This window comes from Bacillus sp. NH11B (assembly GCF_001884205.1).
Classification (GTDB): Bacteria; Bacillota; Bacilli; order Bacillales; family Bacillaceae_G; genus Bacillus_A; species Bacillus_A proteolyticus.
This window is the reverse complement of sequence record NZ_MAOG01000101.1, coordinates 125,547-140,385: the sequence shown is the minus strand read 5'-3', so window position 1 is coordinate 140,385 and position 14,839 is coordinate 125,547. Positions and strand designations below refer to the sequence as shown.

Annotated in this window: 13 protein-coding genes and 3 pseudogenes; 3 read left to right on the top strand and 13 right to left on the bottom strand. The window is 33.8% G+C overall.

The window, feature by feature from the left end:
• Window positions 1–15 precede the first annotated feature (15 nt).
• The gene (locus tag BAU27_RS15320) at window positions 16–972 is read right to left on the bottom strand and encodes a thymidylate synthase (RefSeq protein WP_071771353.1); all 957 of its coding nucleotides are present in this window, start codon (window positions 970–972) and stop codon (window positions 16–18) included.
• Between the two features lie 95 nt (window positions 973–1,067).
• Window positions 1,068–3,659, bottom strand: a complete 2,592-nt coding sequence (locus tag BAU27_RS15315; RefSeq protein WP_071771352.1) for an alpha-L-rhamnosidase — start codon at window positions 3,657–3,659, stop codon at window positions 1,068–1,070.
• Between the two features lie 184 nt (window positions 3,660–3,843).
• On the opposite strand from BAU27_RS15315, the gene BAU27_RS15310 reads away from it, so the two are divergent.
• Window positions 3,844–5,301 (top strand): serine hydrolase, encoded by a 1,458-nt coding sequence (locus BAU27_RS15310; RefSeq protein WP_071771351.1) that lies wholly within the window; start codon window positions 3,844–3,846, stop codon window positions 5,299–5,301.
• A gap of 145 nt (window positions 5,302–5,446) precedes the next feature.
• Here the strand turns inward: BAU27_RS15310 and BAU27_RS33565 are convergent.
• The 9 genes and pseudogenes from BAU27_RS33565 to BAU27_RS15270 form a co-directional block, all read right to left on the bottom strand.
• A pseudogene (locus tag BAU27_RS33565) lies at window positions 5,447–5,581 on the bottom strand (phosphatase PAP2 family protein); the annotation flags it as partial.
• A gap of 8 nt (window positions 5,582–5,589) precedes the next feature.
• On the bottom strand, window positions 5,590–6,699 hold the full coding sequence (locus BAU27_RS15305; protein WP_071771350.1) for an alpha/beta hydrolase: 1,110 nt from the start codon (window positions 6,697–6,699) through the stop codon (window positions 5,590–5,592).
• Window positions 6,700–6,811: 112 nt separating this feature from the next.
• Window positions 6,812–7,693, bottom strand: coding sequence for an AraC family transcriptional regulator (locus tag BAU27_RS15300; RefSeq protein ID WP_071771349.1), 882 nt, complete (start codon window positions 7,691–7,693; stop codon window positions 6,812–6,814).
• A 140-nt stretch (window positions 7,694–7,833) separates the two neighbouring features.
• Complete coding sequence (locus BAU27_RS15295) at window positions 7,834–8,766, bottom strand: aminoglycoside phosphotransferase family protein (RefSeq protein WP_071771348.1); 933 nt, start codon at window positions 8,764–8,766, stop codon at window positions 7,834–7,836.
• An 11-nt stretch (window positions 8,767–8,777) separates the two neighbouring features.
• Window positions 8,778–9,165, bottom strand: a pseudogene (locus BAU27_RS15290) (VOC family protein).
• Window position 9,166: 1 nt separating this feature from the next.
• Entirely contained in the window at window positions 9,167–9,802 is a 636-nt protein-coding gene (locus tag BAU27_RS15285) for an HAD family hydrolase (RefSeq protein ID WP_071745212.1), read from the bottom strand.
• Window positions 9,803–9,909: 107 nt separating this feature from the next.
• Window positions 9,910–10,497: a YpjP family protein gene (locus BAU27_RS15280; protein ID WP_071771347.1), complete on the bottom strand. Its 588-nt coding sequence runs from the start codon at window positions 10,495–10,497 to the stop codon at window positions 9,910–9,912.
• Between the two features lie 279 nt (window positions 10,498–10,776).
• Complete coding sequence (locus BAU27_RS15275) at window positions 10,777–11,976, bottom strand: ABC transporter permease (RefSeq protein ID WP_071771346.1); 1,200 nt, start codon at window positions 11,974–11,976, stop codon at window positions 10,777–10,779.
• Complete coding sequence (locus tag BAU27_RS15270) at window positions 11,969–12,679, bottom strand: ABC transporter ATP-binding protein (RefSeq protein ID WP_071771345.1); 711 nt, start codon at window positions 12,677–12,679, stop codon at window positions 11,969–11,971. Before BAU27_RS15270 ends, BAU27_RS15275 begins: the two co-directional genes overlap by 8 nt.
• 166 nt (window positions 12,680–12,845) lie before the next feature.
• Between BAU27_RS15270 and BAU27_RS15265 the strand changes: the two genes are divergently transcribed.
• On the top strand, window positions 12,846–13,277 hold the full coding sequence (locus tag BAU27_RS15265; protein ID WP_071771384.1) for a GNAT family N-acetyltransferase: 432 nt from the start codon (window positions 12,846–12,848) through the stop codon (window positions 13,275–13,277).
• A 29-nt stretch (window positions 13,278–13,306) separates the two neighbouring features.
• Window positions 13,307–13,834 (top strand): HAD-IIIA family hydrolase, encoded by a 528-nt coding sequence (locus tag BAU27_RS15260; protein WP_071745216.1) that lies wholly within the window; start codon window positions 13,307–13,309, stop codon window positions 13,832–13,834.
• A 54-nt stretch (window positions 13,835–13,888) separates the two neighbouring features.
• Here BAU27_RS15260 and BAU27_RS15255 read toward each other — a convergent pair whose 3' ends face one another.
• Window positions 13,889–14,329 (bottom strand): GNAT family N-acetyltransferase, encoded by a 441-nt coding sequence (locus tag BAU27_RS15255; RefSeq protein WP_071771344.1) that lies wholly within the window; start codon window positions 14,327–14,329, stop codon window positions 13,889–13,891.
• Window positions 14,326–14,799: pseudogene (locus BAU27_RS15250) on the bottom strand (SAM-dependent methyltransferase). Before BAU27_RS15250 ends, BAU27_RS15255 begins: the two are co-directional and overlap by 4 nt.
• Between the last annotated feature and the right edge of the window lie 40 nt (window positions 14,800–14,839).

The following is a 14,839-nucleotide window of genomic DNA, read 5'->3' as shown; positions in this document are numbered from 1 at the left end:
TCATCTCCTCTACAATTACACTGCAACCGGTGCTTTAATTGCTGGGTGTGGATCGTATCCTTCAATCGTTAAATCTTCCATTTCAAAATCGAACACAGATTTTACATCTGGATTTAATGTAAGTTTCGGGAATGGACGTGGTTCACGTGCCAACTGTTTTTCTACTTGTTCAAAATGATTCGTATAAATATGTGCATCACCAATTGTATGAACAAACTCGCCAACTTCAAGACCACATTCATGTGCAATTAAATGTGTTAGTAATGAATAGCTTGCGATGTTAAATGGAATCCCAAGGAATATGTCACCGCTTCTTTGATATAACTGACAAGAAAGCTTTCCATCTGCTACATAAAACTGGAATAGCGTATGACAAGGCGGTAAAGCCATGCTTGGTACATCCTCAGGATTCCAAGCAGAAACAATTAGTCGACGTGAATCTGGCGTTTTTTTAATCATTTCAATTACATCTTTTAGTTGATCAAGCATTTCACCAGCTGTCGTTTTCCAAGCACGCCATTGCTTTCCGTATACGTCTCCTAAATAACCATATTTATTCGAAAAATCATCATCTTCTAGAACGTTCCTTTTAAACAATTCCATTTGCTCATCGTATTGCTTCTTAAATTCCTCATCTTGTTGAGAGCGAAGACCGAAATCTGTCATATCAGGACCTTTATATTCGTCACTTTCTACCCAGCTCTTAAACGCCCATTCATTCCAAATATTATTATTATGTTGCAATAAATAACGAATATTTGTATCACCTTTCATAAACCAAAGCAGTTCACTTGCTACAAGGCGAAATGGGACTCTCTTAGTCGTTAATAAAGGAAATCCTTTACTTAGATCGAAACGCATTTGGTAACCAAATACAGATACAGTACCTGTCCCCGTACGATCTTCTTTCTTCGTACCGTGCTCCATTACATGACGGCATAAATTTAAATATTCATATTCAGCATGTTTCATATGTAAGAAAACCTTCTTTCAATCTTATATGCAATTTATCATAACATGAAAAACAGCGAATTTAATAATCCAAATTAATAAAAAACATTTCTATATTAACAGAATTCTACCTCATTTATTTTCTTACAAAATGTAAATTCATAATCGCCCGATCCTAGTTCCTTTTCAATCCTATCTCTCGTTTCCCATTCAGCTTCCTGAATTCGTAACGTTGCTGTAGTATTTGCCGGTACTGAGACATTTAATATAGCTTGTTCATGTTCTACACGCCAATCAATTTTAATTTCTCCATACGCTGTTTCACGCTTTATATTAATCCATTCTAGATTGGAATCAAAATGAGGCTGGATATAAAAATGTTTATATGCAGGCTTTGTTTCATTCACTTCTAACCCAACAATATATCGGTATATCCATTCAACAATAGAACCGTATGCGTAATGATTATAAGAATTCATGCTATCCTTCCAAAGTGTTCCATCTTCTTTCACACCATCCCAATGTTCCCAAATGGTTGTAGCTCCTTTCTTCACTTGATATAACCAAGAGGGATAATCTTCATGAAATAGAAGCTTACAAGCAAGGTCGTGACGGTTAAACTTGCTTAATATTAAATTCAAGTACGGAGTTCCTATAAAACCAGTTGTTAAATGATTTTTATTTTCTTTTATAAGCACAATTAAGCGATTAAATACTTTCTCCTTCACATTATCATTTATTAATTCAAACAACAGCACCAATACATGGGCAGTTTGGGTATCTGAAATTAATCTACCATTTGGTGTAACGAATTCATTTTGAAATGCTTGAACAATATTTGCATGTAACTCTTCATAAAACCTAGCATCTGTTTTTTCACCTAAAATCCCAGCAATTCTTTGTAAAAGCGATGTAGAATACGCATAGAAAGCCGTCGCAATAAAATACTTGTCTGTTCCGCCTTCATACACATCTGGTTTCGTATCTAATGCAAGCCAATCTCCTAAATGATAACCTGTATCCCATGTATACTCGTTATCACCTTGTGAACGTATGTAATCTATATACTTCTTCATACTGTCATATTGTTCTTTTAAAATCGATACATCCCCGTAATGCAAATAATGAACCCACGGACAAATAATGGCTGCATCGCCCCAACCTCCAGAAGTATCAAGATCAAAATCCGCTCTTTTTCCAAACGCATCTGGAATAACTAAAGGCACAGCTCCGTTAACATTTTGATCTAATGATAAATCTTGGAGCCATTTCTTAAAGAACGATTGAACATTCATGATTTGTGTAGCTGTCCCGATGAACATTTGTACATCTCCTGTCCATCCAAGTCGATCATCACGCTGTGGACAATCTGTTGGCACATCAAAGAAGTTACCTCTTTGGGACCATTCCACATTATGATGAAGCTGATTGATTAATGGATTGGACGTTTCGAACTCAGTCGCTTTTTCCATATCAGTATGCAATACAATCCCCTCAAAATCTGTTATTTGAGGTGGTTGGGTTAATCCACTTATTTTCACATACCTAAAACCTTGATATGTAAAATGAGGCTCAAACTTTTCCTCAGCTTCTCCTTTTGCTATATATACTATTTTTTGTTTTGCCTTTCGGAGATTTCCAGTATAAAAACTACCGTCTTTATTTAATATTTCAGCATGTTGTAATTCTATCTTTTGTCCACTATAAACATGACGAACTGTAAATCGCACCCAGCCCACCATATTTTGTCCCATGTCAATGAGCCACTCATGATTTGATAGTTTTGAAATAGAGATTGGTTTTATGATTTTCATTTTACGAATCGATTCGTTTTCTTGTGCAACAATTATTCGTTTAGAATTACCAATTACTTCCACATTCTCTAACTCTTGCCCACTTTCTTCTAACCTAGCGTCGTAAACTTCTCCTTCATAAATTTCAGAATACAAAATAGGGCTTTTTTCTACCTTCCACGTTTCGTCTGTTACAATTTTTTCTTTCGTTCCATCCTCATACGTTATATGTATTTGAGCAATAATCGCACGTCTTTCCCCGTAATAATTACGTACATGATGCATTGTAAGCGGTCCTTTAAACCATCCATTACCTACCAGTACAGAAATAGCATTGTGCTCATCCTTTAATAAATGCGTTATATCGAACGTTTGATACAATACTCTCTTATCATAACTCGTCCATCCAGGAGTAAAGTAACTCTCTCCAATACGCTCTCCATTTATAGCGGCCTCATATAATCCTAAACTTGTTATATATAAACGTGCTTTTTTTACTAATTTTTTAATAAAAATATTTTTATTAAAGGACATAACTTGTGTTCGCTCTTTTTTTGCAGCAATCCAGTTTCCCGTCCAATTGTCACTTTGTAATCCAGTCTCCCAAAATGCTACTTTTGACCAAGATGACTCTTCTTCATGATTATCCCACACCTTCACTCGATAAAAATAGCGTGTCTCCGTTCTATATAGAAAGGAATTGATCGGTATATGTAAACTTTGATCTGTTTCTACTTTCTGTGAATCAAATACTATATTTTCAAAATCTTTATCCTTCGCAACTTGCAATTGATAAGCACGTTGTTTGACATTTCGGTTATTCGACTCAAGCTGCCAACTAATTTTAACAGCTTTTGAATCTATGCCTATCGGATTAATTTTATTATCGCAAAGTATTTTCTTTATTGTTAGCACGCTTTTTCACCCTCTCTTCTCAAATCCAATTTAAATTAATTATAATAAAAATAAAATTCTAAATAAATAATAATTTTATTTATTCTTACAAAATTATTAACTTTCTGTATTTAAAAAGGGTTTCACTTTTCTATTACAGAAAGTATAGTGCGGAACATAAAAATTATATTTGGAGGTTGAAAGCATGTCTAAAATCAAAACTCCTGTTTTAAGTACGTTACAACATAAGGTTGAGAAGATGATGAAGGATTTAAACGTTCCTGGCGCTGCTATAGCTGTTATAAAAGATGGCGAAGTAATTATTTCAGAAGGTTTTGGCTATCGAAACATAGAGAAAAAAGAGGCTGTTACTCCGCAGACACGATTCGCAATCGGTTCCGCAACGAAAGCATTCGGGACACTTTCATTAAGCTTACTAGCACAGCAAAAAAAATTTAATTGGGATACCCCTGTCCAATCTTACGTACCTAACTTCTCTCTATCCGATATGCTCGCTAACTCGCAAGTTACAGGACGAGATTTAGCTTCTCATCGAACTGGTGTAAGTCGTCATGAGGCTCTCTGGTACAGCTCTTCCTTATCTCGAAAAGATCTAGTTGAAAAAATAAAACATTTACCACTTGATGCGCCGTTCCGAACAGCGTTTCTATATAACAACTTAATGTATGCGACAATTAGCTACATTGTGGAAAACATTACAAATCAAACGTGGGAACAATACGTTACAGAACATATTTTAGAGTCTTTAAATATGAATCAAACAAATTTCTCTGTTACAGACTCACAAAATACAGACGATTATGCTTTACCTTACATGGAAAATGACGGTGAAATAAAAGAAGTTCCATTCCGTAATATCGATACAGTTGGCGCTGCTGGATGCATTAATTCTACAATTGAAGATATGGCAAATTGGGTACTTCTTCACTTAAACGAAGGAAAGTTTGGAGATCATGAATTAATCTCCTCTGAATTATTACAACAAATGTATACACCACACAATTCCATTCCAGATCAACCAGTTCTATCACTCCCTGAATCTCCATTAAATAGTTACGGCCTTGGTTGGTTTATTAGCGCTTATCGTGGTAATAAAGTGATTCATCATGGCGGTAATATTGATGGATTTTCGGCACTTGTTTCATTCATGCCAAAAGAAAATGTAGGCCTTGTCATTTTAACGAATGCCGGAAGCACATTACTCCCTACTTATCTTGCTAACCAAATTTATGACGATCTACTTGAATTAGAAGGCATCGATTGGCATAAACGTGCTGTTGAAGATACTGAAAAAATGAAGGAAATGATGAAAGAAGCAACTGAATCCCTTCCTGAACAAATTAAAGGGACTGCACCTTCTCACAAGTTAGAGGATTATACTGGTACTTTTGAACATCCTGCTTATGGAGCATTACAAGTATATAAACGGGATGATTCATTACACGTACAATTTATGGAGATGGAGATTCAATTACAGCATCATCATTACGACATTTTCTCCGCACCAGTTGACTTGTTCCAAGCAAAAATGAATCTATTATTTGCATATGAAATGAATGTGAATGGTGAATTCCCATCACTTCAGTTACATGTGCCCGCTATGCTAAGTACTCAGCCGCTTACATTTACTAAAATTGAATAGTTAATTCCATAGAGGGAAGCTTTCGCTTCTCTCTATTTTTTCACAAGTAGAAATTTTATCTAAAACCATTAATTTATTTATCTAATTAAACAAATAACACTTTAGTACTACTCAAACCATTCATCATTATATAAGCTCAAAATACTCCTTTAGCATGTAAAAAAAGAGCAATCTTATTAGTTGGTTCATATAAACTATTGGATATTTGTAAGTCTGTAAATGCAAAGATACATAGTAAAATAGCAAAGCTAGCAATTAATATCACTTTTCTATTTTTCATCATGCTCCCTACTTTCCACTATGCTTTAATATAAAATTCCCCATTTCATTTGCTAAATCTTCACTTTGAGGATAAACACCCACGTTATCTCCATAAGCATGCCCTAAACCTCGATAAAGGATTGTTTCGGTATCAACTCCTTTGTTAGTTAATTTAGCTGCATAAGCTAAGCATTCTATCATTAAAAAATCATGCTCTCCTACCGTAATAAATGTACATGGATAGTCTGGGGATACATCAACATATGGACTTAAATACTTAGAATTAATTTCTTTCGTACCCAGTACTTCTGACATACCTCCAACCATTGAATGCATCATATTAAGCATTTTTTCTAATCCTTTTTTATACTTTGGAGCAATTTCATATTTATCTATACTCCAAGAATAAAACTCATCTTCATAATCACACATGTTAATTGTAGGATACAGTAGCAACTGTCCCTTCACGTACTTCCTACCATCTTCCAAATCTTTAGTTGTACAATACTGTGTTAAGTTCCCTCCTGCACTATCACCTGCTACAAAGATATTATTCTTATCACCGCCTAATGTGCCAGCATTCTCATAAATCCACTTTAAAGTAGTGTAACAATCTGTATGCCCAGTTGGAAAAGGATTTTCTGGAGCTAATCGATAATCCACAGAAACAGCTAATATATCTGTTTTTTCCACTATCAATTTCACAAGTTCTTCTACTACATCTGGTGATCCTGCCATAAATCCGCCACCATGAATAAAGTATAAAATTGGTGCATTCTCTCGTTTAGTACTACTGTTATAAATTCTTATAGGTATATCATAGCCATCTTCCGCTTTCACTGTTTTATGCGCAATATTTATGTCTTTAGTGACAATTGGAACACTTTTAATTCCATTAAATTGTTTTCGCATATTCTTTACCGATTTTTCAGAAGCATCCATTTTCATCATATTTTTAGGCATAAACCTCATTACATTCATTTGAACCTTCGTATCCTTATAAAGGCGTGGATCCATCGCTCCTTTTTCATCGCAATCTGGTATGTTTTTTACTAAGACTTTTGCCCCCTGCACATTGATGGTTTCTTGTTTTTCTTGAATTTGTTCTAATAAGTCTAAGTCATATTTTCTAGTCATCTAATATTTCTCCCCTCTAAATTCAAGCGCTTTCATTATTCAGGATTATATAGCTTCCCGTTTACTAAATAAAAATACGTTCCATGTACAAAATGTACCATGGAACGTATTTTTATTGTTGTTCATATTTGATTCGATTATAGTCTTTTTTTGATATGATATTTTTCCTATACTGTAATGGTGTATATCCATATTTGTCTTTAAACTGTGAAATAAATGATTTCACATTTGGAAATCCATGTTTCAGCGCTATATCTTGTATAGAATTCGTACTTCTAATAATATCTTCATACGCTTTATAGAGCCTGTATCTCGTTAAAAAAGTGGTGAAATTTGATCCGAATGATTTTTTAAACATACGTGAAAAATGTTCTTCACTTACAAAAAAATGTTTAGCCACATCTTTCAGTTTTAGTTCCTCATCATAATGTTTGTAAATATACGTAATTTTTTCTTTCTGTCTACTTTCAAGTTGAAAATCATTGTCTATATTCTCCCCATCTTTGCAATATCGCAATAGAATATAAACAATTTCATAAATTAAACTATTAATTTTTATATAAGTTAAATCATCAGAATTTGTAACTAACCCCTTTAATTCATAAAACATTTGCTGGAGGTTAGTTTTCTGAACAACTGATTCTTTTATATTAAATCTATATTTATCAAAATCTTCATTTAGCTCTTTAAGAAATTCATAAGAAATAATTAGCATCATGACTGCACAACTTATATTTTCAACTTTTTCAAATTCATGAACATCTCCACTATTTACAAAAATAAATTCGCCAGCAGATACTTTCTTTTTTTGCCCATTCACATACAAGAAAACGTCTCCATATACGACTAGGCTAATTTCAATACTTCTATGCCAGTGAGGAGGAATATAATAGTGAAAACCAGTAGGTAACATTGTGTCCTCTATATATTCAACCATTCCTGGGATTCTATCGCGTAATTTTATTTCTTCATATTTGCCTTGCCTGATTTTCAATAATTCACCCCCTTTTTTTATTATAATGGAGACATCAAGGTTTTCATTCCTTCATAAAAAAACTACATATATAGTATGTAAAGAGACCATCTCATGAGTTATTTACAAATAGCAGGTGTGAGATTTCCCACCTACTATCCTTATTTTCTATTCATCATTTCACTATCAAACCAAATCGGCTTCGATAATTCAAAGTTTTTATGATCCTCTAAAACGATAGTAAGACGTTCTAACATATCATCTAACATATGTGGTGCTGCTCGTAAACACCAAACAACTGAAGAGAAAACCGTCATGCCAACGTACACCGCATATAATTTCCAAAACTCCTCTGGTATTCTACCATTAAAGTATCCTTCTATTTGTCCGATTGAATACGGGATACTAATGTCTCTTGCAAATAATGCAATCTTTACGAAATCATGAAGTGGGTCGCCCCAATCATAGCCATTAAAATCAATAACACCTACATATTTCCCATCCCGTACAATTATATTTTCTAAATGAAAATCATCGTGTTGAAATCGATTTGGGCGGTTCTTTACATACATTTCATTTTCATCTATAAACTTAATAATTCTATCATCATTTTCTATTTTAATTCCGCATGTTTTATATGCCTCTAAATATTTTCTATGTTTTTCCATTGCTCTTTCATGCCAAGGCAGTAAGTCCTTGGGAGCTTCATATGTATGCATTTTTGCTAAATCTTTTCCTGCCTCTATACCAATATCATATTGTTCTTTGGGTAAATACGTAGGTAATAGCTTCTTCGCATCTTCCCCTTCTATATAAGAAAAAATGCCATAGCATACACCTTCTTCTGCCAACAAACCCATTTCAATTGGTTTTTGTGCTTGCACACTACGGTTTTGCATTTCATTTAAAATTTGAAACTCTATTTTCTTCCTTTCATACTCTTTTATATCGCCTGTCCGCAATAAATATTTTTCATTACTCGCACTCGTAATTATATATTTCTTATCAGGTGAGAAACCTTTAGAAATTTCTTCAATATCCACTGCATCTTTTACTATTTGTATATTGTTTTGCCATGCTGTAATTGTCTTCATGTCTATTCCCCTTACATTTCCGCATTCGGTGTATACGCAACCTTTACAATAAAACCATTCGGGTCATAAAAGTCTATTGTATAGTACCCATCCGAATAATGCTTTATTTCGATATGACCACATATAATCTTCACATTAGTATCGACTAAAAATCCCGATACCTCATCAACTACTTTTCTATTAATAGCTTGATAACAAATATGTCTCAGTCCTAACGTCCTTACAATTTTCCTCGTCTACTTCTTTAAAATATATTTCAATTTCTCCCGTACTATATGCTCCTTCGCTTAATTTTCTCCATCCAATTATTGAAAACAACATATCGTAAAAAGAAATAGACTCCTCTAAATTTGCTACCCAAAATTCAATATGATGAATACCTGCTCGAAGTGTATTCATATTAAGAATGCGCTCCCTGTACTACTTGCATTATTTCCATTGGCGTATTGACCATATAATCTGGCGCATCCCCTTTTACCGTTTCAATAACGTCATATCCCCAAGAAACCCAAATTACATTTACACCAGCTTTTTTACAAGCTGCTATATCACGTTGTTCATCACCGACATACAACATATCTTGTTCTGTTAGCTTTTTCGATTTTAAAAATCTTTTTATCATTTTATCTTTACCAAACAAATTTTTAGAACAATACACTTCCTGTATATTTTCTATATCATTATTGTGTAAAAATGCCCGAATATGCTCTTCTGAGTTCGATGATATGACTGCAATTCCGTAGCCTTTTTTATGTAGTTCATCTAATACATCTTTCATCCCATGGAACAAAACGAGATCTTTTATAGCAGGTTGATACAATTTATAAAACTCCAGCGCTAATATCGGTAGTTTATACAGAGGTACATCAAGCTTTTTACATCTCTCTGGCATCGTTAATTTACGTAAATACTCAATTTCTTCTTCCCTTACCGTTTTATATCCGTGCTTTTCAGCAAGTTGATTATAAATTGGTACAAATATATTTTGTGAATCTACTAATGTGCCGTCAAAATCAAAAACAATGTATTTTTGCATTCCCATACTCCCTTTGCTTTTTTTCCTAAACATATGTTATTCAACAACAGAAATGTCTTCCCCTTTCATAAATATAAAAAAAGAACAAGATTTTCTCTTGTTCTTCTTTAAGACAGCCATTTCGGCGGTACATTCGTATTCCAATAAATATTTCCTAACTCATGGTGTCCTGAGTATCCATCATCAAAACGATGATAGTGGAAATTAAAATAATATCCATCTTGCGGTGGATGATCTCGCCTCACATGAAATCGCAGTAAGTCATTTCCTGATTTCGTGTCATAAACATGAAAAATCTTTTCATTATTTCCGCCAGCCGGTCTTTGAGAAATCGCTAATGATTGTAACGATTCTTCTGGCACATCATTGGCAAGTTCTGCAATTGCTTCTTCAATTTTAGGTAATACAACATCTTTAAATTCATCTTCAATTACAGGCCCAATTTTAGAGCCGAATTTTTGCATAGATTGCTTCTCTGCTTCTTGCATCGCATAATTAATAAAGGTATCGGTGGTTAACCTATCCTTCGTTTCTTCATATGTATAGGACGTACTCTCCAAATTTTGTTGCCCAGCTGTGCTCGTAGGCTTGTCCGCAGCTTTGGCATTATCAAGTAATATGGAAGGAGGCGTCACTAAACCAAATGTAAATACGGTAATTAATGCGACTAAGGTTTTTCTAAACCAATTTGGCATTTATGTTCCCTCCCCTTTCGCTCATTATATTTTATATAACGATTGTTTCTTCTATTATACAAAATGATTGTAATTTTTGCACTTTACAATTTTGTTAACGTTCACATATTTTTCACTTGAATATGAAATTGTAAGATTTCATACACTATATATACAACAACGAGGAGGCGATCAGATGACTTTAGATGCCCTGTACTCCGCCGCAAGCATACTCCTTTTAGTATATTTTATTTATCAGTGTGTTACAGACTAGAAAAAGAGCCGTTTCCGGCTCTTTTTCTATGGTAAAAATACAATCCAACCAATGAATACTATAAAAATAAACCCAATTATTACTGCTGGCAATAAATAAAACTGAGAAAGGATGACCGTCCCGTATATGAATACGGTTGGAAAGAGCAAATAACGATCCGCCTTCCATCTTAATAATAGTAATTCTCCTTCGTCACAATATAAATGTAGAAACATTTTCTTCGTAAATTCATTCCAATAATCGCGTGCATAGCGAGAAATAGCAACTAAAGCAAATACAAGAATAATAGCTGTTATCCACTTCGGAGTCACGATAATACTTACAGTACTTATACATACAATTTGAATATAAAACATGAAAGCACTACTTGTACGCAAAAATTCTTTTAAAAAAGCTTCTACAATACGCGAATCAGATTTTTTTCCTAATATCTTTTTAGAACGAGGAAACATCCATGGTTTTTTATTCGAACTACTCGGTTTAGCTGCATGACCACCAACCTGCATAATCCCTACAGTCCAGCGCATACTTTCTTCTTTTTCTTTCTCAACTTCTTTAAAAAAGAATTTTTTATAATTCATCTTTTCTTTTACTAAGACTACAGTAAGTAAAGCTGCTAGACCGATAAATAATACTGAGTACAACGGATTTTTATAAATAAAAAATATACTGATTCCAAAAAAAATTAAGCTAATAGAAAATACAACATCTTTTACTATCCATAAAACCCATCGTTTCCCCACACGTACATTTATGAATCTCATCAACAACGATAACGTAAATCGAAAAACAGTAAAGAAAATCCAAAATAGTACGATTTGTATACTTGTCGCTCCCATACTTTTCATCAATATAGGTAACATAATAAATATTACAATTACGTTCGTTATTGCAATCCGAATAAACGTATACATCATGCCAATCCTCATTAATTTTTGCATATGATTTGGATACGAAATTAAAAATAAGCTATCTGCTTGCTCAAAAAACGAGCGAACTCCTCTTGAAAATGTGACAAAATAAAACGCGAGTAAGCCTAATCCAAAATAAACGGTTTCTTCCATCGATAATTCTTTCATCCATAGTGAACGATAGTAAATCCCCGCAAATATAAGTACTGGAATAATAATATATAATGCGACTGTCCAATCTGTAACAGAACGAATCGACTTCCATTTTTTTTGCAATTCATGACGTAACCTTTTATTAAACTGTTGTTTAATCATGCTGTTCCCGCCTTACAATTGCATCAAAACAGTCTAACAATGGACTCCTTGGCATTTCTGCTAATGTTTGGATTTTGTCTAATTTCCCATCTGCTACTAATGTCCCTTTCGAAATAAGCAAAAACCTTTCACAAATCCTTTCTGCAGTATCTAGTACGTGTGTACAAAGTAAAATTCCAGCTCCTCGCTCTTTTTCTTTATATAAGTAATTCAAAAATTCTTTCGTAGCTACTGGATCTAAACCGATAAAAGGCTCATCAATAATATAAAAATCTGGCTCTGTTAAAAATGCTAATATAAGCATCGACTTTTGTTTCATACCTTTTGAAAACTTTGATATGTACTCGTGTATATGTTTTTCCATTCGAAACGTATGTAATAATTCCCTTGCTTTGTCCTCCCAATTTCTCACTTCATTTCCACGGGCAGCCATTAGCAATTCAATATGTTCCCACAAAGTTAAGTAATCATAATAAGTGGGGTGCTCCGGTACATATGCATATGGATTTTTCTTTTCACCAAACGAAATTTCACCATCCATATTGACTAGCAAACCGAGCATCGATTTAATTGTCGTACTCTTTCCTGCGCCATTTGCGCCAATAAGAGCAACTAACTCGCCTTTTTCAATTGCAAATGCAATATCGTGAACTGTCTTTTCACCTACTTCATATCCTGCTGAGCGAATATTCACTTCTAGCATACATTCCCCTTCTTTCCATTTACAATACAATCAAGGAAAATGATAACATATCCCTCTTAATATAGTATTATATCATTTCTAAAATATTTGTTTCGGTAGCAGGAAAAAACATAATTCAACAGAATATTTAATGTTTGAAGATTTTAAAGTAAATGGGGTTGATCATATGTCAGTTCAAATTCGTGAAGCGACTATATATGATATAGATTCACTTTGTTTTCTCACAAAAGAATTAAAAGGATCCTCTATCTCTACTGAAGATATGAAGAATCGTTTAAAATTCGTAAAAATGAGCCCTTTTGATTTTTTATATGTATATGAGGAAGATAATACTATTTTTGGATTACTAGGATTTCGTATACGTGAAAATTTAGAAGATGTAACTCGTTATGGAGAGATTTCAATTATTAGTGTTGATTCTACAATACGTCGAAAAGGTATTGGACAAGTGTTAATGGATTATGCAGAACAATTAGCAAAAGAGCATGACTGTATTGGTACTTGGCTTGTTAGTGGAATGAACCGCAAACAAGCACACCCCTTCTATGAAAAATTGGGCTATGAAGTAAATGGGTATCGATTTGTAAAATATTTTTAAACTACTGGTACAAAGAAAGGACTATAACTATGACAAACATTGAAGCAATATTCATTGATCGTGACGGAACAATTGGTGGGGATACTACAATACATTATCCAGGTTCTTTCACATTATTTCCTTTTACGAAAGAATCTCTACAAAAATTAAAAGCAAAAAATATAAAGCTTTTCTCTTTTACTAATCAACCAGGTATCGCAGATGGACTAGCGACCGTGAATGATTTTGCGAAAGAATTAAAAGAGTTTGGTTTTGATGATATTTACCTTTGCCCTCATAAACATGGTGATGGATGTGAATGTCGCAAACCGAGCACAGGTATGCTCCTACAAGCAGCGGAAAAACATGGGCTTGATTTAACAAAATGCGCTGTAATCGGTGATCGCTGGACGGATATTGTTGCTGGTGCAAACGCAAATGCAACGACTATATTAGTTCAAACTGGTGCTGGATATGATGCTTTACATACGTTCCGAGATAAATGGGCACATATTGAACCAAACTACATTGCAGAAAACTTTGAAGATGCTACAAATTGGATTTTAAATCATCAATAAAAAATTAAATGAGACGTCTTCACTTTGAAAACGTCTCATTTAACTATGTGTATTTCAAAAAGTTAATTCATAATGGAAATAACGATTATCTCTCAAATAACCATTTTCAGCGTATAATCGCTGTGCTGATAAATTATCAATCTCTGTTTGTAATTTTACACCTTTTGCACCATTTTCTAATGCGAATTCTTTTGCGGCCTCTAATAATTTTTTACCTGTTCCAGCTCCGCGCTTCGCCTTTTGTACAAACAGATCATTTAAAATCCATAACTCTTTCATCGAAATAGAAGAAAATGATGGATATAGTTGCGTGAACCCGACATATTCTCCATCTTCAACTGCCACGAAAATAATGGATTCTTTTCTCTCGATTCGATTTCGTAAAAATACTTTTGCTCCTTCAATATCGGAATCTTGTCGATAAAATACGCGATAATTATTAAAAACCGATGCTAGTCCATCTAAATCTGCAATTGTTGCCTCATATATTCTCATTTTACTGTATTCCCCTTCCAATATTGTTTCATAATATCCGTTGCCCATTCAGGCTGCTTTATTTCTTCTCTCGGTATAAATTCTTTCATAACAGGCTTAATATCCAATATAGGTGTACCATCGATTGCGTCTAATCCTTCAACAACGATTGTTTTTCTATCTCTTCTTATCACTTTAACAACTGTCGCTCCTAGTCGGTTCGGACGATTTTTTCCACGCTGTGCAAAAATCCCTACTTTTGGATAATTACTATTATTTCTAGGGTGTCTAGCAGAATACTGGATTTGTTCATCTGTTACTTTATGAAAATAGAAAATAACTTCAATATGAGAAAAGTCTTCAACCCCTTGTATACTTTCCTCAGTATACATATCAGTTAAAGTAATACAGGATCTTACATCTCCCCACTCATCATCTTATATTTCCTTTCTTTCATTATGTACAAATGCGATTGGTTGAACTGAAAACATCCGCATTCCCCCTTGAATGTAACCACTTACATTATAAAAT